Genomic DNA, 21,354 nt, shown 5'->3' with positions numbered 1-21,354 from the left:
ACGAATCGCGCAGAGTCTACCCAAGAACTGTTGATCAAAAAAAAGAGGGATCCCCTTTCGGGATCCCTCTCCGCGCTTTCCGGGTTTCGAGGCGCAGTCTGGCTAGAAAATTTCCTCAAGCCACTCGCGCATGCGGCCTTTGACCTTCTTGTACACGTTCTCCTCGCGGATGCGGAACATGCGCCGGTCCAGGTTGCGTGCCCCATAGACGACCAGGCCCACGCCGGTGGCGTACATGGGGCTCTTCACCACGTCTACCAGGCCGCCGATACCGCGAGGCATACCGCGCCGCACGGGCAGTCCGAGTACCTCCTCGGCCAGCTCGGGCATGCCCGCCAGCAGCGTGGAGCCGCCGGTGATCACCACGCCCGAGGCGAGCAGATCCTCGTAGCCGCACTTCTGGATCTCCCGGTGGACGAGCTGGAAGATCTCCTCCACGCGCGGCTCGAGGATCTCGCAGAGGATCTGCCGGCCGAGCACGCGCGGCTGGCGCCCGCCCACGCTGGGCACCTCGATGGTCTCATCCTTGTTCACCATGCTGGCGAGCGCGCAGCCGAACTTCTGCTTGATCCGCTCGGCCTCGTGCGCGGGGGTGCGCAGGCCAATGGCGATGTCGCTGGTGAGGTTGTTGCCGCCCAGGGCGATGACGGCGGTGTGGACGATGGAGCCGCCGGAGAAGATGGCGATGTCCGTGGTGCCGCCGCCGATGTCCACCAGGCACACGCCCAGCTCCTTCTCGTCCTCGCTCAGCACGGCCTCGGCGGAGGCCAGCGGCTGCAGGACGATGTCGGCCACGTTGAGCCCGGTGCGGTTGGCGCACTTGACGATGTTCTGCGCGCTGGAGACCGCGCCCGTGACGATGTGCACCTTGGCCTCGAGCCGCACGCCCGCCATGCCGAGCGGCTCCTTGATGCCGCCCTGATCGTCGATGATGAACTCCTGCGGCAGGACGTGGATCACCTCCCGGTCCAGGGGAATGGCCACGGCCTTGGCGGCGTCGATGACGCGGGCGATGTCCGCCTCGCGCACCTCCTTGTCCTTCACCGCGACGATGCCCTGGGAGTTGAAGCCCTTGATGTGGCCTCCGGCGATGCCCGTGTAGACGTGGGAGATCTCCGCCCCCGCCATCAGCTCCGCCTCCTCCACCGCGCGGCGGATGGAGGACACGGTCGCCTCGATGTTGACCACGACGCCCTTGCGCAGCCCCTTGGAGGGGTGGGTGCCGATTCCGATGATGTCGATCCCGCTGTCGGTGAGCTCACCGACGATCGCGCAGATCTTCGTCGTGCCGATGTCGAGGCCGACGATGATCTCCCCAGACTTCTGCTTCGCCATGAGAACTGCCTCCCCGCTGCCCCCACTCTCGTGAAAGGGCTGCCCTTACTGCGTCGAGCTCCCGTTCCTCTCGGAGACGGGACTCGAAAGCTTCACTGCCACCCAGCCGGGCCGGGCCCGGTTGTCCAGGTGGATGACATCCGCCGCCAGGCCCTTGGCGCTCAGCTCGCGCCGCACGCGCGTCAGCTTCGAGAGCTTGGCCTCCGTGTTCCCCTCGCCCATCAGCACCTCCTGCCCGCCCACCGTCACCAGGGCCAGGGACGCGCCGTCCAGCCGCAGCTCGGACAGCCGCTCGTGGCGGCCGATCTTCAGCGCCGAGTACGAGCGCGCCACCTCCAGCGCCGCCTTCAGCCGCTCGCGCACCGCGGCCGGCTCCTTCACGTAGTCCTCGCGCACCACGCCGGTGACGAGCGGCAAGTCCAGCCCGTCTCCGGGCGTCACCCGCTTGAAGGGCTCGCCCTCCCCGTTCAGCACGTACAAGTCCCCGAGCACCACCAGCGCCTCGGGGGTGTGCTCCACCACCTCCACGGACACCGAGGCCGGGAAGTGCCGCGTCACCTGCACGCTGTGCACCCACGGGTGCTGGAGCATGGCCTTCTCCAGCACGGGCACCTCCAGGGCGAACAGGTTCTGCCCCAGGGCCAGGCCGGACAGCTTCACCAGCTCGGCGCGCGAGGCGCGGTTGAGCCCGGTGAAGTTGACCTCCTGGAGCTGGAAGCGCGGCGAGGCCAGGGCCCAGGCGCGCAGCTCCAGCCCACCCCAGACAAGCCCCGCCGTCAGGACCGCGGCGAGCAGGCCCTTGAGCACGGAGGGACCGTGCGTGCGCACGGCGCCTTTCACCGCCTCCTTCTGCTGGGCGGTGTCGACGCGGCGACGGTTCTTGGACTTCCCGAAGGCCATTGGAGAAAACAGGTCGGCATGCTGCGCCGGGTTGGATCGACGCGCCAGTTTTTGGCTACTGGTATGTAGCTGTAGCGCCCAGCCTCAGGGAAACCCCTTAGGTTTCCTGGGGACGCGGGGATGTGGGGACCTCAGGCCTTGAGCGAGGCGCTCAGGAGGATCCGCTCACACAAGGTGGGGAAATCAATACCCCTTCCGGAGGCGATCTTCGGCAGCAGGCTGGTCTCGGTCATGCCCGGCAGGGTGTTGATCTCCAGCACGTAGACGTCTCCCGACTCGGTGGCGATGACGTCGGAGCGAGACGCCCCCTTGCACCCGAGGGCCTTGTGAACGGCGAGGCACACCTCGTTCACGCGCGCATACTGGTCCGCGGGCAGCGGTGCCGGGAAGAGGTACTTGGTCCCGCTGCCGGCCTTGTACTTGGCCTCGGCGTCGTAGAACTCGCGGGCCACCACGACTTCGATGACGCCGAGCGCCTCGTCATCCAGCACGGCGCCCTGCACCTCGCGGCCCTTGATGAACTGCTCCACCAGGAGGAAGCCGGCGTACTTCGAGGCGTCCTCCACGGCGGCCAGGTACGCCTCCTTCGTCTTGCAGACGTGGACGCCCACGCTGCTGCCCTCGCGGCTGGGCTTCACCACCACGGGGAACGGGAAGGGCAGCGAGTCCACCGCGGCCTTGGCGGCTCCGGCTTCGGAGAAGACCTTGTAGGGAGGCGTGGGGATGCCGTGATTCGTGAAGATCTGCTTGGCGTAGACCTTCTCCATGCCCAGCGCCGAGGCGAGCACGCCGCTGCCGGTGTAGGGGATGAACAGGGACTCGAGCAGCCCCTGGACGGAGCCGTCCTCGCCGTAGCGGCCATGGAGGGCGATCCAGGCCACGTCCACCTTCTCCGTCACGAGGCGCGCGGCCAGATCCTTGCCGACGTCGATGTCCACCACATCGTATCCGAGCGAGCGCAGCGCCTTGGACACGGCGGCCCCGGTGCGCAGCGACACGTCGCGCTCCGCGGACAGGCCACCCATCAGCACGCCGACGCGCTTGTTCTTCAGATCGGACTTGGACAGGACGCTCACGGAAGGAACTCCCCTACTCGTTTGACTTCGGGTTTGAGCTCGACGCCCGTCTCCGCCTTCACCCGCTCCTGCATCAGGGTGATGAGGCCGAGGACGTCGCGGGCGGTGGCGCCGCCCAGATTGACGATCCAGTTGGCGTGCAGGGTGGACACCTGCGCGCGGCCGAGGGTGTGACCCTTGAGCTTCACCAGCTCGATGAGCCGCCCGGCGAAGTCACCCGGCGGGTTGGTGAAGACGCTGCCAAAGTTCGGCTGGCTGAGCGGCTGGGTGCTCTTGCGGTAGGCCAGATCCTTGTCCATGGCCTGCTTGGAGGCCGCGAGGTCTCCCTTGGGCAGCCGGAAGCGCACCCGCGTCACGACACTGCCCGGGGGCAGCTCCGAGTGCCGGTACGCATGGGGGATCTGCGCCTTCGTCAACCACCCTACCCCGTCCACGGTGGCGACCTCGACGGCCTCCACGACGCGGAAGCACTCGCCGTTCTTGGTGCCTGCGTTCATCGACACCGCGCCGCCCAGCGTCCCAGGGATGCCCGCGAGGAACTCCGCGCCGACGAGGCCGTTGGCGCGCATCACGTTGATGAGCCGGACGATGGCCGCACCGGCGCCCAGCGTGAGCCGCCCTTCCTCCCCGGTGACCTCGGCCACCTCGGGGAACAGATCTCCCGGCAGGCGCAGGGTCATTCCCTTCACGCCGCCATCTCCCACGAGCGTGTTCGCTCCGCCGCCGATGATGGTGACCGGAGCGCCCTCCTCGCGAGCCAGCCGCAGCAGCGCCACGAGCGCCTCGGGCGTGCGCGGACGCACGAGCGCCTCCGCCGGGCCGCCCACCCGGACGCTGGTGAGGGGCGCGAGCGGCTCGCCCGCCTTCACCTCACAGCCGCCCAGGAGCGCCACCCGCTCCGAGAGGGACGATGCAGTCCGCGCTGTCATGATCACGCGCCCTTGGCCGCTCCGGGCTTGCCGAGCTGGGCCAGCAGGTCCGGCCCCACCTGGGTGATGTCGCCCGCCCCGAGCGTGATGACGATGTCACCCTCGCGCAGCCGAGGAGCGATCGCCGAGGGCAGGTCCACTCGCTTCTCCACGTACGTCACATCGCGGTGGCCGTGGGCGCGGATGGCCTCCGCCAGCGCGTCGCTGGTGGCGCCGGGGATGGGATCCTCGCCCGCCGCGTAGACGCTGGAGAGGAAGAGCACGTCCGCATCGTTGAATGAGGTGGCGAACTCCTTCATCAGATCGTGCGTGCGCGTGTAGCGGTGTGGCTGGAAGGCCACCACCAGGCGCCGGCCAAAGGCCCGCCGAGCCCCCGCCAGCGTGGCCATGACCTCCGTGGGGTGGTGCCCGTAGTCGTCCACCACGGTGATGCCGTTCACCTCGCCGCGCACCGTGAAGCGCCGCTGCACGCCGCCGAACTCGGCCAGCGCGCCGCGCACGATGTCGAGGGGGATCTCCATCTCCTCGGCCACGGCGATGACGGCCAGCGCGTTGAGGGCGTTGTGCGCGCCCACCATGCGCACGCGGAACTCGCCCAGCGGCTCGTCGCGCCGGAACGCGTTGAAGCGCGTGGTGAAGCCCTCCAGCGCCACGGCCTCCAGCCGGTAGTCCGCCATGTGCGAGCTGCCGTAGGTGACGACGCGCTTCTCCAGCAAGGGCAACAGCGACTGCACGTTGGGGTGGTCCAGGCACAGGACGTTGAGCCCGTAGAACGGCACGCGGTTGCAGAACTCCACGAAGGCCGTCTTCAGCGCCTCGAGCGTCCCGTAGTGGTCCATGTGCTCGGGATCGATGTTCGTCACCACGGTGATGGCCGGGTGCAGCTTGAGGAAGCTGCCGTCGCTCTCGTCGGCCTCCACCACCATCAGCTCGCTCTTGCCGAGCTTGGCGTTGGAGTCGAGCACGTTCACCTTGCCGCCCACCACCGCCGTCGGATCCAACCCCGCCGCCGAGAGCACCGTGGCCACCATGGACGTGGTGGTGGTCTTCCCGTGGCTGCCGGCCACCGCCACCGCGTACTTGAGGCGCATCAGCTCGGCGAGCATCTCCGCGCGAGGGATGACGGGGATCTTCCGCTGGCGCGCCGTCACCACCTCCGGGTTGTCCTTCTTCACCGCCGAGGAGATGACCACCACGTCCGCCTGCACCAGGTTCTGCGCCTTGTGGCCCTCGTAGATGGTGGCGCCCATGGCGGCCAGCCGCTTGGTGATCTCGCTGCCCTTCAGGTCCGAGCCCGACACCCGGTAGCCCAGGTTCAGCAGCACCTCGGCGATGCCGCTCATGCCGATGCCGCCGATGCCCACGAAGTGCACCTGCGCCGCATGGCGCGTCTTGAAGAGGCTCTGAGGCTTGCCGCCGGCCTTCGTCATACTCACTCGCTCCTGGAGGGCTTGGGCGCCTCGACCTTGGCTGGGCGCTCCCGGCCGTTCGGCCCGTATGCCGCCACCATCAGATCCACGCACACGTCCGCCAGCTCCTTGGCGGCCTCGGGGCGGCCCAGCAGGCCCGCCTTCTTCTCCATCTGCTTGAGGCGCGCGGGCTCCGTCTTCAGGAGGCGGAGCTGCTCGGCCAGCTTCTGCCCCGTCAGCTCCGACTCGCGGAACATGATCGCGGCGCCCGCCTCCACCAGCGCCCTGGCGTTGACCGCCTGGTGATCATCCGTGGCGTACGGGAAGGGAATCAGGATGCTGGCCTTCTTGCACACCGTGAGCTCGGCCAGCGTGGTGGCGCCCGCCCGGCAGATGACGAGATCCGCTCGGGCGTAGGCATCGGACATGTCGTCGATGAACTCGCGCACCTCGGCCTGGAAGCCCTTGTCCGCGTAGCCCTTGCGCACCATCTCCAGATCGTTCTTCCCCGTCTGGTGCACGAAGCTGATCTGGTCCTTCAAGTCTCCAAGGGAGTCCAGCGCCTCCACCACGCGCTGGTTGATGCCCTTGGCGCCCAGGCTGCCGCCGAACACCAGCACCGAGAAGCGCTCGTGCGCCACGTGCGAGCGCAGGTAGTTGTCCATCAGCTTGCGGCGGATGGGGTTGCCCACCAGGTGCACCTTGCTCTCGGGGAAGAAGCGCCTGGCCTCGTCGAAGGCGATGAAGACCACCTTCACGAACTTGCCCAGCGTCTTGTTGGTGAAGCCCGGCAGCGCGTTCTGCTCCTGCACCGCGGTGGGGATGCCCATCAGCCACGCGGCCATCACCACCGGCCCGCTGGCGTAGCCGCCCACGCCCACCACCACGTCCGGCTTGTGCTTCTGGAGGATTCGGAAGGACTCGATGAAGGCGAACGGCAGCGCCAGCAGGCCCTTGATGAACTGCCACAGGCCCTTGCCCTTGAGCCCCTGCGCTCGGATGAACTCGAGCGGAAAGCCCGACTGCGGCACCACGCGAGCCTCGAGGCCTCGCTCGGTGCCGACGAAGACCACCTCATTCTTGTGGTGGCGCGTCACCACCTCTTCCGCCAGGGCGATGCCTGGAAAGAGGTGACCGCCCGTTCCACCACCGGCGATGAGGACCTTCACGCCGTCACCTCCCGCATGTCGGCGCCCGCTCGGGCGGGCCGGTTGGCGCCTTGCGAGGCGGTGCTCAATGACAACAGCGTCCCCGCCGCTCCCATCAACACCACCAGCGAGGTGCCTCCATAAGAGACGAACGGCAGCGTCAGCCCCTTCGTGGGCAGCAGCCCCATGGCCACGCACATGTTCACCGCCGCCTGGAAGGCGACGATCGAGGTGATGCCCAACCCCAGGTACGTGCCGAATGGCTCGGGCGAGTTCAGCGCGATGCGCACCCCGCGCCAGATGATCACGGCATAGAGCGCCACCAGCAGCGTGACGCCAATCAGCCCCAATTCCTCGCCGATGATGGCGAAGATGAAGTCGGTGTGAGCCTCGGGCAGGAAGAAGAGCTTCTGCCGCCCGTCGCCCAGGCCCAGGCCGGTGAGCCCTCCCGAGCCGATGGACATGAGCGACTCGGACACCTGGTAGCCCACGTCATGGCGGTGCGCCCAGGGATCCAGGAACGCCAGCACGCGCTTCATGCGGTAGGGGCTGGAGGCGATGGCCACGTACGCCATGGGCAGCGCCATCAGCACCGAGCCCACCAGATAGCTCAGCTTGGTGCCCGCGGCGAACAGCAGCACGAACAGGAGGAACACCAGCAGCACGGAGCTGCCGAAGTCCGGCTGGCGCATGCACAGCAGCACCAGCACGCCACACAGCAGCAGGTGCGGCAGGAAGCCCACGGAGAAGGTGGCCACCTTCTCGCGCTTCTTCGCCAGCGAATAGGACAGGTAGACGACCCAGGCGAACTTGGCCACCTCGGCCGGCTGCAGGCCGAAGCCCGGGAAGCGGATCCACCGCCGAGCGCCGCCCGCCGTGGTGCCGATGCCCGGAATCAGCACGGCCACCAGCAGCACCAGGGCGACGATGAGCAGCGGCCAGGCCAGGCGCGCCAGGCGGCGCCAGCCCACCTTCATCGCCACGGCCATGGCCACCACGCCCATGCCGGCCGCCATGAGCTGGCGCTTGAGGAAGTAGAGGCTATCGCCCAGCTTGTCCTGCGCGAGGATGGCGCTGGCCGAGTACACCATCACCAGCCCCAGCGACACGAGCGCCAGCACGGCAACCAGGAGGATGGGATCAAACCGGACGGCGGGCGCGGCGGGTGTCTTCATGAGCTGGACCTCAGAGCGCCTGCACGAACCGCTTGAACGTGTCGCCGCGGTCCTCGAAGTTCTTGAACTGATCGTACGACGCGCACGCGGGAGACAGCAGCACCGTGTCTCCGGACTTCGCCAGCTCGCGTGCTCTCCTCACGGCCGACTCCAGCGTACCGCACGGGTGCACCGGCGCCTGTCCCTGGTACGCGGCGGCGATCTTCTCCGCGTCCTGGCCGATGGTGAGCACCGCCTTCACCTTGCCTCGGCTCTCGTCCACCATGGGCTGGTACGGGGCGCCCTTGCCCTTCCCACCGGCAATCAGCAGCAGGTTGCCCGGGAAGGCCCGCAGCGCCACCAGCACCGAGTCCACGTTCGTGGCCTTGGAGTCGTTCACCCACTCCACCCCGTCCAGCACTCGCACGCTCTCCAGGCGGTGGGGCAGCCCCGGGTAGCTGTCCAGGCCGGCCTGCACCGCCTCGCGAGGCACTCCCCCCAGCCGCGCCAGCAGCGCCGCCGCCATGGCGTTCTGCGCGTTGTGCGCCCCGCGCAGCGCTCGGTTGGTCAGCGTGTAGTCCTCGCCCAGGAAGTCCAGCCGGAAGCCTCCCTGGCGCGCCACCGCGAGCCCCGTCAGCTTCGGGCCGCCCGGCTCCACCTTCCCCGTGAGGCTGAAGCCGTAGACGGGCACGTTCGCGTGGTTTCCCAGCCGCACCACATGCGCGTCCTCGGCGTTCACCACCGCGAAGTCGCCCGGCCCCTGGTTGAGGAAGATGCGCGCCTTGGCCTCACCGTAGGCCTCGTGGCTCGGGTAGCGATCCAGGTGGTCCGGCGTCAGGTTGAGGATGACGGCGCCCTTGGCCCGCAGCTGGTGGATGCCCTCGAGCTGGAAGCTGGACAGCTCCACCACCAGCGTGTCCCAGCCGTTCGGCTTGAGCGCCGCCTCGGCCAGCGGCAGCCCGAGGTTGCCTCCCACGAAGGTGCGGCCTCCACCCTTCTTGAAGAGCTCCCCGGCGAGTGCCGTCGTGGTGCTCTTGCCATTGGTGCCCGTGATGCCGATGAGCGGCACGTGGGAGAGCGCGCGCCACGCCAGCTCGATCTCGCCCCAGATCCGCACACCCTCCTTGCGAGCGGCCTGCAGCTCCGGCAGCGCCAGCGGCACGCCCGGGCTCACCACCACGAGCTCCTGCTCCTCGAGCAGCCCCGGCGGCGTCGCCCCCGTCACCAGCTTCACGCCCTGGGACTTCAGCTCGCGGGCCACATCGCCGAGCGCCGCCTCGTCGCGCGCGTCCAGCGCGGTGACCTGGGCTCCTTGCGCGAGCAGCAGCCGGAGGGCCGCCACTCCGCTCTTCGCCAGCCCGAACACCAGCACCTTCTGACCGGACAGCGAGGATGGCATGGGACGCGACTCCTAGCGCAGCTTCAGGGACAGCAGCGCCACGCCGCCACACAGGATGGCGACGATCCAGAAACGGACGATGATCTTCGGCTCGGCCAGGCCCTTGAGCTCGAAGTGGTGGTGGACCGGGGCCATCTTGAAGACGCGCTTGCCTGTCGTCTTGAAGCTGATGACCTGAATCATCACGCTGAGGGCCTCGGCGAAGAAGATGCCGTGGATGATGGCGGAGACCACCTCGTTCTTGGACAGCACCGCCAGCCCGCCCAGCGCGCCGCCCAGCGCCAGCGAGCCCACATCGCCCATGAACACGGACGCCGGGTAGGTGTTGAACCAGAGGAACGCGATGCCCGCGCCCACGATGCTGGCGCAGAACACGGACAGCTCCGCGCCGCCCGGCACCAGGAGGATGCCCAGGTACTCGTGCAGGGGCTTGGCGATGATGCGCGTCACCCCGCCCACCGTGGCCGAGTCCGCGATGTTCAGCGTGGTGCCCGCCACGTAGCAGAGGATGGCGAACGTGGTGGCCGCGATGATGGTGGGAACAATCGCCAGCCCATCCAGGCCGTCCGTGAGATTCACCGCGTTGGAGGTGCCCACCACGACGAACCAGCCGAACACCACGTAGAACCAGCCCAGGTCCGGGCTGAACCAGTGCGAGGGGATGAACGGCAGCGTCAGCTTGCTGCTGATGAGCAGCGTGGGCCCGAAGGAGCCATCCGCCTTGGTCCACGTGCACATCAGCCCGAAGATGGCCACCAGGTAGAAGAAGGTCTGCAGCACCATCTTCTTGCGCCCGGCGAGCCCCTTGGAGTTGCGCTTGGACAGCTTGAGCCAGTCGTCCAGGAAGCCGATGAAGCCATAGCCAAAGGTGAGCAGCAGGCTCACCCAGACGGCGCGGCTCTTGATGTCCGCGAACAGCAGCGTGGACGTGCCGATGCACAACAGGATGAGCTGGCCGCCCATGGTGGGCGTGCCCTTCTTCTTCTGGTGCGTGTCCGGGGTGTCCTCGCGGACGTTGCTCTGCCCGTGCTGCTTCAGGCGCAGCCGGGCGATCAGCTTGGGGCCGACCAGCATCCCCAACAGCAGCGCGAACACCCCCGCCGCGATGATGCGGAAGGTGGGGTAGCGCAGGAAGTTGAGGATCCGGCCTGCTCCCGTGTCCTTGAGCCACTCGTAAAGCAGGAACAGCACTAGTGCGCACCTCCAGGTGCCGAGGCGCCCGTGAGGGCCGCCACCACCCGCTCCAGCCGCATGCCGCGGCTGCCCTTCACCAGGACCACGTCTCCCGCCTTCAGCTTCGGCTGCAGCCAGGCCACCAGCGGCTCCACCTCCGTGAAGTGCGCCGCCGCTTCACCCAGGCGGGAGGCGGCCCGGAAGCCCTGCTCCGAGCGCGGGCCGAAGAAGGCCACCACCTGCGCCTTGCCCACCACGCGAGAGCCCAGCGCCTGGTGGTCCTCCAGCTCGCCGGGCCCCAGCTCCAACATGTCTCCGAGCACCGCCACCGCGCGCCCGCCCTTCGGAACCAGCGTGCGCAGGGTGTCCAGCGCCGCGTCCATCGAGGCCGGGTTGGCGTTGTAGCAGTCGTCCACCACCGTGATGCCGTGCAACCCGTCCACCACGTTGAGGCGCCGTGCGTAGGGCCGCGCCGTCTCCAGGCCCCGCGAGCACTCCTCGGGCGAGTAGCCCAGCGCCAGCCCCACCGCGAACGCCCCGGTGGCGTTGAGCGCGTTGTGCTCGCCGATGAAGTGCAGCCGCACCGGCCAGTCCTTGCCCTGGTAGCGCACCGTGGTCCGCATGCCGTCGCGGCCCAGCGTCTCCACTCGCGACAAGCGCACCTCCGCGGCCTCCGCGCGCCCGAACGTGAGCTGGCGCGCCTTGCCCCGCTTCGCCTGCGCGGGGATGAGCGCGTCATCCAGGTTCACCACCGCCACGGACTTGTCGCCCAGCTCCTGGAACAGCTCGCCCTCGGCCTCGGCCACACCCTCGATGCTGCCCAGCCCCTCGAGGTGCTCGGGCTGCACCACGGTGATGACGCCCGCGTCCGGCTGGACGATGCGCGCCAGGCGGGTGATCTCTCCCGGGTGGTTCATCCCCACCTCGATGACGGCCGCCACGTGCGCCGGCTCCAGGCGGAAGAGCGTGAGCGGGACGCCGATCTCGTTGTTGAGGTTGCCCTCGGTCTTCAGCGCCGGCCCGCGGGTGGCGAGGATCGCCCCCACCATCTCCTTGGTCGTCGTCTTGCCGTTGGAGCCGCCCACCGCCGCCACGGGGATGCGGAAGCGCTGGCGGTGAAAGCGCGCCAACGCGCCCAGCGCCTCCAGCGTGTCCGGCACTCCGTACAGCGGAAAGCTCCCCGGCAGCGGTGGCAGCGTCCGGTCATCCCGCACCACCGCCGCCGCCGCGCCACCCGCCCGAGCCTGAGCCAGGAAGGTGTGCGCGTCGAAGCGCTCGCCCTGGAGCGCCACGAAGAGGCAGCCCGGCGTCAGCGCCCGAGTGTCGGTGCAGACGTCGGTGAAGGCCGCCGGAGCGCTCACGAGACGCCGTTGGGCCCCGGTCGCCTTCACCACCTCTTCATCGGAGAATCGAGCGGCCATGAGGGCTCCGGCTTCGCGCTACCGTCAGCCTTGCGGACGGCTCGCGAGCGCCTTGGTGGCCGCCTCACGGTCATCGAACGCGCGCTTCTCGCCGCCGATGAGCTGGTACGTCTCGTGGCCCTTGCCGGCGACGAGCACCACGTCATCCGCCGAAGCCAGGCCAATCGCCGTCTCGATGGCGGCGCGGCGATCCAGGTCCACCAGGTAGCCCTTCTCGCCGCTCTTGGCCTTGCCGGCCGAGATGCGCCGCAGCCCACCCTTCTCCAGCCCCGGCGTCACCTGGGAGATGATCTCCTCCGGATCCTCCGTGCGCGGGTTGTCGCTGGTGACGACCACGAGATCGGCCCCCTCGGCCGCCGCGGTGCCCATGAGCGGGCGCTTGCCCTTGTCCCGGTCTCCGCCGCAGCCGAACACGACGATGACGCGGCCCTTGGCCAGCGAGCGCGTGGCCTCCAGCGCGCGCTTGAGCGCGTCATCCGTGTGCGCGTAGTCCACCAGCACCGCGGGCGCGGGGCCCGGCATGTAGTTCTCCACGCGCTCCATGCGGCCGGGCACCCGGGTCATCCGCTCGATGCCCGTCTGCACGTCGCGCCGAGCCATGCCCGCCCCCAGCGCCACGCCGGCCGCCGCCAGGATGTTCTCCAGGTTGTGGGGCCCCAGCAGCTTGCTCTTCACGGGGATGTCGCCCGCGGGGGTCTTCAGCGTGGCCTTGATGCCCTGCAGCGAGTACGAGACGTCCGTGGCGGAGATCTCCCCCGCGCCCAGGCGGCTGAACTTCCACGCCATGCGCTTCTGGCCGCGCAGCTCGTTGTAGATGCGCGAGGCGAACGTGTCGTCCCCGTTCACCACCGCGACGCCGGTGGGCGACAGGTGCTCGCCGAACAGCCGGCGCTTGGCCTGGAAGTAGTCCTCCAGATCCTTGTGGTAGTCCAGGTGGTCCCGGCTCAGGTTGGTGAAGGCCGCGGCCTTGAAGGTCAGCCCGTGCACGCGCTCCTGCACCAGCGCGTGGCTGGACACCTCCATCACCACCGTCTCCACGCCCGAGTCCACCATCTCCCTGAGGATCCGGTGCAGCTCCAGCGCGTCCGGCGTGGTGTTGGCCAGCTCCACGGTGCGGCCCGCCACCTTGTAGCCCAGCGTGCCGATGACGCCGGTGGAGGCGTACGCCGCGGTGCTCATGGCCTCCAGCAGGTACGTCACCGTCGTCTTGCCATTGGTGCCAGTGACTCCCAGCAGCGTGAGCTGCTGCGCGGGGCGGCCATAGAAGTTGGCCGCGATGAGGGCCAGCGCCTTGCGGGCGCTGCTCACCTTGAAGAACGGCACCTGCGAGGAGCCCACCGGCTTCTCGGAGACCACCGCCACCGCGCCGCGAGAGACCGCCTCGCCAATGTACTGGGCGCCATCTTCCTTCGTCCCAGGCACGGCCACGAAGAGATCCCCCGCCTTCACCCGGCGCGAGTCCTGCGTCACCCCCGTCACATCCACAGAGGAGCGACCCCCCGAGATCTGCTCGGCTCCACACCCTGCGAGGACATCCGTCAGCTTCATCGTTTCCCCTTCAAACGCAACTGCAAGCGCGGGGCCTGGAGTGGTGCGGCCTCATGGCCGCGACGCCAGCTCCAGCGTCACCCTTGCCCCCTTTTCCACCAGAGCACCGGCGGCGGGGGTCTGCGATACCACGCGTCCACTGCCCAACAATTGTGGCTCCAAAGCCGCGGCGAGCAGTTTCACCACGGCCTCGCGCCCGACCTGCCCCTGCACGTCCGGTACACGCACCGTGCCCTCCCCTGCTCCCTCCTGCTCGGCCACGACGGGCCGCTCGGGAGTGGGCTTGGGAGGCTGAGGGGGTTTTGCCGCCGCCGGGGGCGCGACCGGTGCTACCGCCACCTCTGGCGCGACCGTGCGCGAAGGCGGCACGGCCATGTGAGCCATGGCGGCGGTAGCGATTTCCTTGAAGGCGGGGGCAGCCACAAGTCCCCCGTACACGTCCGTCTTGGGCTCGTCCACCACTACGAGTATGACGACGCGCGGATTGTCGGCCGGTACCATGCCGGCGAAGGAAGCGATCCGCTTGTCCGAGTACCCCCGGGCCACCGGATCCGCCTTCTGGGCGGTGCCCGTCTTTCCGGCTACACGGTAGTCCTCCATGGCGGCCTTCGGAGCGGTGCCCTCCTTGGTCACCACGCTCTCGAGCATGCCCACCACCTGGCGGGCGACTTTCGATGACACAACGCGGCGAACTTCGGTGGGGCGGTTCTCCAGCAGCACCACCCCGTCCGGGTCCACCACCTTGGAGATGAGGTAGGGCCGCATCAGCACGCCATCATTGGCCAGCGCGCCGTAGGCGGCGGCGACCTGCACGGCGGTGGCCGTCATGCCCTGGCCGAACGATTGGGTGGCCAGGGACACTTCGGCCTTGGGGAAAGGAACCACGCCCTTGCCCTCGCCGGGCAGCGCCAGGCCGGTGCGCTCGGCGAAGCCGAACGCGTGGTAGTAGGCCACCAGCTTCTCGCGCCCCAGCGCCTGGCCCACCTTGGCCGCGCAGATGTTGGAGGAGACCTGGAGGATGCCCTTGGGCGCGAGCCACCCGTGCGGGTGGGTGTCGTTGATGGTGTAGCGGCCAATGGTCCACGCGCCGTTCTCGCAGAAGAAGACGTCGTCCGGCTTGATGGCCTTCTCCTCGAGCGCGGCGGCGACGACCATGGCCTTCATCGTCGAGCCCGGCTCGAAGGTGTCCAGGGCGGCGCGGTTGCGCAGGGCCTCGTGCTGCATCGACTCGGGCGAGTTGGGGTTGAAGCTGGGAGAGCTGGCCAGCGCGAGCAGCTCGCCCGTCTTCGGGTCGAGCACCACCACCATGCCCGCCACCGCCTTGGACTCCTCCACCGCGTGGTACAGCGCCTTCTCCGCCACGTACTGGAGGTGGCGATCCAGCGTCAAGGTGACGGCGGCGCCCTCGCGCTCGATCGGATCCAGCGTGCCCTGCACCAGCAGCTTGCGGCCCTTGGCGTCTCGGAAGCCGGACAGGCGCGAGTTCTGCCCAGACAGCTCGTCGTCGAAGGCCAGCTCCAGCCCCTCAAGGCCACTCCCGTCCGTGCCCACCACGCCCACCACCTGGGCGGCCAGCTCGCGCTGCGGATAGAAGCGCTTGGGCTCCTTGGTGAAGCCCAGCCCGGGCATCCCCAGCGCCTGCACCGCCTCCACGTCCTGCGGCTTCGTCTGCCGCTTCACCCACGCGAAGCGCTTGGCGCGCTGGAGCCGGTTCTGCAGCTCCTCCGACTCCTCCGCGCTCATCTTCAGCGTCTTCGCCAGCGTCTTCGCCGCCTTCTTCACGTCCGGCAGCATGGAGGGATCCACCCAGATGGAGTCCACCTCCACGCTCTGCGCCAGCGGCGTGCCGCGCCTGTCGAAGATGTCGCCGCGCCGCGCCGGAATCTCAATCTGGCGGACGTACTGGTCCTGGGCGAGCTCGCGCAGCTTGTCCTGCTCGTGGACCTGCAGGTAGACGGCACGGCCAAAGACCAGCGAGAGCAGGCCCAGGAAGAGCCCGCCCATCACCATCACCCGGAGCCGCAGCCACTTGGTGTTGGTCTCGGGGACACGCGCTGCCTTGAGATCCCTCACCGGGCGTTCTCCCGCTCGGCCACCTTCAGCCCCGCCGGAGTCCGCGCCTCGGTCTTGGGGTTGTGGCGCACGCCCGGCAGCTCCGGCTGCAGCGACACCACCGCCGAGCCCGGAGGCATCATCATCCCCAGCTGCTCGCGCGCCAGCCGCTCCAGCCGCGCCGGGGCCTTGAGCGTGGCCAGCTCCAGCTTGAGCCGATCGTTCTCGCGCGTGAGGGTGTTGGCCTCGCCCTGCGCCTTGGAGAGCCGGTAGCCCATGTCCACCACCAGCACGCGGCTGGTGACGTGGAGGATGCCCACCGCCACGAACAGGGCGGACAGCATCACCGCGGGCAGCAGGTGCAGCAGCACGCGGCCCACCGACACTCCACTGCGCGAATTGGGGCTCACCTGGGTCATCGAATCTTCTCCACCACGCGCAAGTGCGCGCTGCGAGAGCGGGGGTTGACCTCCACCTCGGCCTCCGAGGCGGACACGGCTTTTCTCGTCACCAGGGCGAAGTCTCCCTGGCCACCACAGACGCACACCGGCAGGCCCGGCGGGCAGCGGCACTGCCCCACCAACCCGCGGAACGCCTCCTTCACCCGGCGATCCTCCAGCGAGTGGAAAGAGATGACCGCCGCCCGTCCGCCCACCTTGAGCAGCATGGGCAGCGCGGAGAGCAGCGAGTCCAGCGCCTCCAGCTCGCCGTTGACGGCCATGCGCAGCGCCTGAAACGTCTTGGTCGCCACGTGGATCTTCTTCGGCCACGCCTTGCGAGGCACCGCGCGCTTCACCACCTCGGCGGCCTCCAGCGTGCGCGTGGGCCGGGCGCGCTTGAGCTCCCGGGCGATGGGCCGCGAGAAGGACTCCTCGCCCAGCTCATAGATGATGCGGGCCAGCTCGCGCTCGTCCTCCTCGGCGATCAGCTCGGCGGCGGTGCGGCCCGTATCGCCCATGCGCATGTCCAGCGGCCCGTCCTTCATGAAGGAGAAGCCCCGCTCGGCCACATCCAACTGCGGAGAGGACACGCCCAGATCCACCAGCACCCCATCCACCGGGAGCACGTCCGCCGCCACCCGGGGCAGCTCGCCGAAGTTGCCAGCGCGCGCCTGGAAGCGAGCGTTGGAGCCCAGCCGCAAGGTGGCCGCCTCCAGCGCCACCGGATCGCGGTCCACGCCCACCACGGTGGCGCCTCGGGAAAGGAGCGCCTCCGTGTGGCCACCGCCGCCCAGTGTGCCGTCGATGATCACCTTCCCCGCTCCGGGTTGCAGCAGTTCCACCGTCTCTGCCAGCAGGACGGTCTGATGGCTGAAGGCCAAAGAAGATCGCTCTAGACGAAAGGCGCCCGCATCAACGCGAACGCGGCCCGGGCATCGTTCATATGCGGGTACATCTCGAACCGGTCGTGTGCCCCCGCGGCCCGGAAGATGGCCGCCACGTACGGAGACAGGCCCGACAGCTTGATGTCCCCACCGGCGCGCCGGAACGACTCGCCGCGCGCCATCAGCGGCCGCACGCCGCGGTAGTCCAGGTGCGCCACCTCGCTGAAGTCCACCACCACCTGCCGCACGCCGCGCTGCAGCCGGTGCGAGAGCTCCTCGCACACCTGCCCCAGCTCCTTCTCCCCCAGCTCGCCCTCCAGCATCAGCGTCTCCACCCGGTCGCTCCCCGCGACCGCCGTGGCTGCCCGCCTCGCCTCCGATACCTGGTTCATACACCTCCCTACACTCACGGGTTTTCCGTATTCCGTCGAGAAATTGGCTACTGCCGCAGCTCGGAGAGCACGCGGGCCACATCCGCCGAGTCCGCCGCCGCGCGGGCCTCTTCCTGGGCCTTGGCCCAGCCCGTGCGGCTCCACAGCTCGATCACCTTCACCATCCCCACCCATACGACGTCCTTCTCCAGCGCCGCGTGAGCGCGCAGCGAGGGCGGCACGAGGATGCGGCCCATCTTGTCCAGCGGGCACTCCTGCGCGCTGGCCACGTACAGCCGCATCAGCGTCTTCACCCCTGGCTCCATGGGGTTGCGCTTGCCCAGGGCCGTCTCGAGCGCCTCCCACTCGCGCACCGGGTAGGCGTGCAGGCAGGCATCCAACGCGGTGGTGAGGATGAGGCGCTCGTCGTACGCGCCCGCGAGCGTCTCCCGCAGCCTGGCCGGGAGGCTCGTCCGCCCCTTCGCGTCGATCTGGTGCTCATAGACGCCACGGAACACGCCGAGCGCTTCCCCTCAGGAGCGTGCTCCGCCCCACCACGTCATGGGATTTACCGCCACGCCTTCCCACTTCTTGCCACCGCGGCGCGGAAAATACGCGCGGCTTCCCACCCGGTCAAGAAATGCAACAGGCCTGGAGCGCCCCGACGCGGCGAGCCAGAGGCGCCATGGCGCAGTGCGTGAATTGCCGCGTGCTCCAGGCCTCTGGTAAGTCGCGGACACCTTCCCTGGAGGGGGAAGCCGCGGGTCCTCGCCGGGAGGGCCCACGCATGAGGAGGGTGCCTTCGCACCGTCCTTCAGGAGGCTCAGTCCATGTTGCGTACCATTCGTCTCTCGCTCGTTGCCGCCGCTGCCACCGCTCTCGTCGCCTGTGGAGGCGGAGCCAAGATCGGTGGAGGCAAGGAGGGCGCCGCCAAGGCCGCGTTCCAGGCGGGCCAGCCCGCTGGCAAGGGCGCCAACACCAGCGGCCAGGACCTGCTCCGGCAGATGGCCGCCGGCGCCGCCACGGGCAGCGCCGAGTTCTCCGCCGACTGCGCCAAGGGCGGCTCGGTGAAGCTCAAGCTGGACCTGACGTCCACGGGCAGCCAGGACGGCTCGGTCAAGTACAAGGCCGACTACAACAACTGCAACCAGGACGGCATCAACAGCTACGACGGCAGCATGGAGATTGAGTTCAAGATCGCCGGCACCGCGACCTCGCTCGAGATGTCCCTCCGCCTCAAGGGCAAGGTCGACATCAGCGGCACCATCTCGGACTCCATCGACGCGGACGTGACCGAGACCTTCGCCGCCACGGCCACCAGCGCCACCGCGGGCATGGTGACGATCAAGGTGGACGGCTCGATCAAGACCTCGAGCGCCAGCTACACCTACGCCAACGAGACCCTCAACATCACCGTGGACGGCGGCCTGCCCGTGGACAACAGCGGCAAGACCTGAGCAACCGGGTCTAGCGGCTCAACATGAAAAGGCCGGGCTACCCGTGAGGGCGGCCCGGCCTTGTCTTTTTCAGTCATGCGCCCGAGCATACGGGAGAGCCCACGCATGCAGATCTCTCCGCACGACTCCAGTGTCCGCCTGAAGGTGAACTACAAGACGCCCGAGGCGCTGATCGACGAGTACACCCGCAGCGTCGGCCAGGGGAGCGTGACTCTGGAGACGCGCCGCAGCCTGACGCGAGGCACGCGCTTCGTGTTCGAGATGCAGGCGGAGGGCGTGGCCCAGCCGGTGGAGGTGGTGGGCGAGGTGGTGCATGTCACGCCGCGGCCGGGAGGGCGCTTCCAGCTGACGGTGAAGTACGCCACGGAGGTGGACCGGGCGGCGCTGGACGCGGTGCTGCAGCGCATCTTCGCCGCCGAGCACGAGAAGCTGCGGAAGTATCCGCGCGTGCCGCTGAACGTGCGCGCCATCGAGGCCACCCCGTTCTCGCCCGCCTTCTACGTGAGGGATCTCTCCCGGGGCGGCGTGGGCATGGAGGTGGACGCCGGGACGCTGCCGCCCATCGTGAAGGTGGGCACGCCGTTCCTGCTGGAGATGGAGCTGGCGCCGGGCCCGCTGCTGCTGCCGGGCGAGGTGGTGTGGACCTCCACGGCGTTCCGCGCGCACTCGCCGGTGACGCCCGTGTTCGGCGTCTCCTTCCGGGAGAACCTGCCGGCGGACACGGCCGAGCGGCTCGACGCCCTGCTGGGGCTGGACGCGCTGCCCCCGGGCCCCTGGTGGGCGCGCGTGAGCTTCGGGCAGGAGGCCCTCTCGCGCATCCCCTAAACCGGGGACAGCGGGTAGCCGCCGGCCTGCTCCAGCGCTGTCACCACCGTCTCCCGCAGCTCGGCGGGGTTGTACGGCGTGAAGAGCTGGAGCGGCGCCACCCTGGCCAGGTGCTTCTGGAGCGCCTCCCCCTGCGCCGAGCCGCACAGCGCGCGCCGGGTGCGCTCGAAGGACCGGGCCGTGGCGTCCATTCCATACAGCCGCGTCATGGCCACCCGGGTGGCGTCCAGCGTCCCGTTGGCCGCGGCCTGCCGCGTGCGCGTCACCATCGAGTCGAGCGCGAACGCGTCCATCACCACGTCCGACAGCCCGGCGAGCACCTCCTGGTGCTGCTCCAGCTCGGTGCCGAACGTCTCCGCCGCTACCTTGAGGCCGTAGAGCGCCATGCGCTTGAGGCACTCGGCGGCCCGCTCCTCCGCGGCGAGCGCATCTTCCCGGCGCGCCCGGGGCAGCGTCCCCTGGGTGAGCTCCTGCTCCACCGACTGCGCCACCGCGAGCAATGGCAGCTCGCTCTTCACCGAGCGCTTCAGCAACAGCCCGGTGATCAGCATGCGGTTGATCTCGTTGGTGCCCTCGAAGATGCGGTTGATGCGCGCGTCGCGATAGGCCCGCTCCACCGGGTACTCCTCGATGTAGCCCGCGCCGCCGTGGATCTGCACCGCGTCATCCACGAGCTGCCCGAGCGCCTCCGAGCCGAACACCTTCATGATCGACGACTCGATGGCGTACTCCTCGATCGAGGCGATCACGTGCGCGTCGTGGTCCTTCGCCTGCCTGTCCCGGCCCGAGAGCCGCGCGTCCACCAGCCCCGCCGTGCGGTACGTCATGGTCTCCAGCGCGTAGGTGAGCATGGCCATGCGCGCCAGCTTCTCGCGGGTGAGCGGGAAGCGGGCGATGGGCGTGCCGAACTGCTTGCGCTCCTGCGCGAAGCGCAGCGCGTTCTCGAGCTGGTACTTCATGGACCCGATGACTCCCGCGCCCAGCTTGAGCCGGCCGTAGTTGAGGATGTTGAAGGCGATCTTGTGCCCTCGCCCCACCTCTCCCAGCACGTTCTCCACCGGCACGCGCGCGTCCTCGAAGAACAGCGGACACGTGGACGAGCCGCGGATGCCCATCTTGTGCTCCTCCGGCCCCACCGTGAAGCCGGGCGTGTTCCGCTCCACGATGAAGCCGGTGAACCGATCTCCATTCACCTTGGCGAAGACCACGAACACATCCGCGAACGCCGCGTTGGTGATGTACAGCTTCGAGCCGTTGAGCACGTAGTGCTTCCCATCCGGGGACAGCACCGCCTTCGTCTTCGCTCCCAGCGCGTCGCTGCCACTGCCCTGCTCGGTGAGGGCGTACGCGGCCACCCACTCGGCGACGGCCAGCTTGGGCAGGTACTTCGCCTTCTGCGCCTCGTTGCCGAACCAGACGATGGGCAGCGTACCGATGCCCGTGTGCGCGCCGAACGTCACCGACCATGAGCCTTGAGCGCCCATGGCCTCCGCCAGCAGCAGCGAGGTCGTCTTGTCCAACCCGAGCCCGCCGTAGGCCTCCGGGATGTCGATCATCAACAGGCCCAGCTCGCCCGCGCGGCGCAGCAGCTCGCGCAGCAGCGCCGGATCCTTCGCCTCGATGCGGTCGGTCTGCGGCAGCACCTGCTCACGAATGAACTGCCACGCTGTCTTCAGGTACAGGCGCTGGTCCTCGGTGAACAGCTCCGGCGTGACGATCCGCTGTGTGCCCACCTCCTGCAGCAGAAAGGCGCCTCCCGTGGGCAGCTCGGTGGACTGCGGAGTCTCGGAAACGGCGGCCATCTGAACCTCCCCGGCTGTGCACCGTGCCATG

General features: G+C 69.0%; 19 protein-coding genes. 2 read left to right on the top strand and 17 right to left on the bottom strand.

Annotated elements, in window-relative coordinates; genetic code table 11:
- Window positions 1-102: 102 nt before the first annotated feature.
- The 16 genes from ftsA to mraZ form a co-directional block, all read right to left on the bottom strand.
- The gene (gene ftsA / locus ACJ8AT_RS19605; protein ID WP_044198530.1) at window positions 103-1,335 is read right to left on the bottom strand and encodes a cell division protein FtsA; all 1,233 of its coding nucleotides are present in this window, start codon (window positions 1,333-1,335) and stop codon (window positions 103-105) included.
- 45 nt (window positions 1,336-1,380) lie between these two features.
- The gene (locus ACJ8AT_RS19600) at window positions 1,381-2,235 is read right to left on the bottom strand and encodes a cell division protein FtsQ/DivIB (protein WP_407739290.1); all 855 of its coding nucleotides are present in this window, start codon (window positions 2,233-2,235) and stop codon (window positions 1,381-1,383) included.
- A 131-nt stretch (window positions 2,236-2,366) separates the two neighbouring features.
- Window positions 2,367-3,260, bottom strand: coding sequence for a D-alanine--D-alanine ligase (locus ACJ8AT_RS19595; protein WP_407739436.1), 894 nt, complete (start codon window positions 3,258-3,260; stop codon window positions 2,367-2,369).
- A 47-nt stretch (window positions 3,261-3,307) separates the two neighbouring features.
- Window positions 3,308-4,240 carry a UDP-N-acetylmuramate dehydrogenase gene (gene murB, locus ACJ8AT_RS19590; protein WP_407739289.1) on the bottom strand — a complete coding sequence of 311 codons (933 nt, stop codon included), beginning with the start codon at window positions 4,238-4,240 and terminating at the stop codon, window positions 3,308-3,310.
- A 2-nt stretch (window positions 4,241-4,242) separates the two neighbouring features.
- Window positions 4,243-5,670 (bottom strand): UDP-N-acetylmuramate--L-alanine ligase, encoded by a 1,428-nt coding sequence (murC, locus tag ACJ8AT_RS19585; RefSeq protein WP_407739288.1) that lies wholly within the window; start codon window positions 5,668-5,670, stop codon window positions 4,243-4,245.
- Between the two features lie 2 nt (window positions 5,671-5,672).
- Window positions 5,673-6,818 (bottom strand): undecaprenyldiphospho-muramoylpentapeptide beta-N-acetylglucosaminyltransferase, encoded by a 1,146-nt coding sequence (gene murG, locus ACJ8AT_RS19580; RefSeq protein WP_407739287.1) that lies wholly within the window; start codon window positions 6,816-6,818, stop codon window positions 5,673-5,675.
- On the bottom strand, window positions 6,815-7,972 hold the full coding sequence (gene ftsW, locus ACJ8AT_RS19575; protein ID WP_407739286.1) for a putative lipid II flippase FtsW: 1,158 nt from the start codon (window positions 7,970-7,972) through the stop codon (window positions 6,815-6,817). The genes murG and ftsW overlap by 4 nt, the downstream gene beginning before the upstream one ends.
- A 10-nt stretch (window positions 7,973-7,982) precedes the next feature.
- Window positions 7,983-9,350, bottom strand: a complete 1,368-nt coding sequence (gene murD, locus ACJ8AT_RS19570; protein WP_407739285.1) for a UDP-N-acetylmuramoyl-L-alanine--D-glutamate ligase — start codon at window positions 9,348-9,350, stop codon at window positions 7,983-7,985.
- Window positions 9,351-9,362: 12 nt separating this feature from the next.
- The gene (mraY, locus tag ACJ8AT_RS19565; protein WP_407739284.1) at window positions 9,363-10,541 is read right to left on the bottom strand and encodes a phospho-N-acetylmuramoyl-pentapeptide-transferase; all 1,179 of its coding nucleotides are present in this window, start codon (window positions 10,539-10,541) and stop codon (window positions 9,363-9,365) included.
- Complete coding sequence (gene murF, locus ACJ8AT_RS19560) at window positions 10,541-11,944, bottom strand: UDP-N-acetylmuramoyl-tripeptide--D-alanyl-D-alanine ligase (protein WP_407739283.1); 1,404 nt, start codon at window positions 11,942-11,944, stop codon at window positions 10,541-10,543. Before murF ends, mraY begins: the two co-directional genes overlap by 1 nt.
- Before the next feature lie 24 nt (window positions 11,945-11,968).
- Window positions 11,969-13,492: a UDP-N-acetylmuramoyl-L-alanyl-D-glutamate--2,6-diaminopimelate ligase gene (locus ACJ8AT_RS19555; RefSeq protein WP_407739282.1), complete on the bottom strand. Its 1,524-nt coding sequence runs from the start codon at window positions 13,490-13,492 to the stop codon at window positions 11,969-11,971.
- 51 nt (window positions 13,493-13,543) lie between these two features.
- A complete protein-coding gene (locus ACJ8AT_RS19550; RefSeq protein WP_407739281.1) occupies window positions 13,544-15,565 on the bottom strand; it encodes a penicillin-binding transpeptidase domain-containing protein in 2,022 nt (673 codons plus the stop codon).
- Entirely contained in the window at window positions 15,562-15,963 is a 402-nt protein-coding gene (ftsL, locus tag ACJ8AT_RS19545) for a cell division protein FtsL (protein WP_407739280.1), read from the bottom strand. Before ftsL ends, ACJ8AT_RS19550 begins: the two co-directional genes overlap by 4 nt.
- Window positions 15,960-16,865, bottom strand: coding sequence for a 16S rRNA (cytosine(1402)-N(4))-methyltransferase RsmH (rsmH, locus tag ACJ8AT_RS19540; protein WP_407739279.1), 906 nt, complete (start codon window positions 16,863-16,865; stop codon window positions 15,960-15,962). The genes ftsL and rsmH overlap by 4 nt, the downstream gene beginning before the upstream one ends.
- A gap of 11 nt (window positions 16,866-16,876) precedes the next feature.
- Window positions 16,877-17,260 carry an STAS domain-containing protein gene (locus ACJ8AT_RS19535; RefSeq protein ID WP_407739278.1) on the bottom strand — a complete coding sequence of 128 codons (384 nt, stop codon included), beginning with the start codon at window positions 17,258-17,260 and terminating at the stop codon, window positions 16,877-16,879.
- Between the two features lie 47 nt (window positions 17,261-17,307).
- Window positions 17,308-17,757: a division/cell wall cluster transcriptional repressor MraZ gene (gene mraZ, locus ACJ8AT_RS19530; RefSeq protein WP_407739277.1), complete on the bottom strand. Its 450-nt coding sequence runs from the start codon at window positions 17,755-17,757 to the stop codon at window positions 17,308-17,310.
- Between the two features lie 312 nt (window positions 17,758-18,069).
- Here mraZ and ACJ8AT_RS19525 point away from each other — a divergent pair, with 312 nt between their 5' ends.
- Together ACJ8AT_RS19525 and ACJ8AT_RS19520 are read left to right on the top strand one after the other, a co-directional pair.
- Complete coding sequence (locus tag ACJ8AT_RS19525; RefSeq protein WP_407739276.1) at window positions 18,070-18,696, top strand: hypothetical protein; 627 nt, start codon at window positions 18,070-18,072, stop codon at window positions 18,694-18,696.
- A gap of 105 nt (window positions 18,697-18,801) precedes the next feature.
- Window positions 18,802-19,521, top strand: a complete 720-nt coding sequence (locus ACJ8AT_RS19520; protein WP_407739275.1) for a PilZ domain-containing protein — start codon at window positions 18,802-18,804, stop codon at window positions 19,519-19,521.
- Here the strand turns inward: ACJ8AT_RS19520 and ACJ8AT_RS19515 are convergent.
- A complete protein-coding gene (locus ACJ8AT_RS19515; protein WP_407739274.1) occupies window positions 19,518-21,323 on the bottom strand; it encodes an acyl-CoA dehydrogenase family protein in 1,806 nt (601 codons plus the stop codon). The genes ACJ8AT_RS19520 and ACJ8AT_RS19515 overlap by 4 nt on opposite strands.
- Window positions 21,324-21,354 lie beyond the last annotated feature (31 nt).

It is taken from the genome of Hyalangium sp., assembly GCF_045802625.1.
Classification (GTDB): domain Bacteria; phylum Myxococcota; class Myxococcia; order Myxococcales; family Myxococcaceae; genus Hyalangium.
Note: the sequence above shows the minus strand (reverse complement) of the source record. Positions and strands in the feature narration are given on the sequence as shown.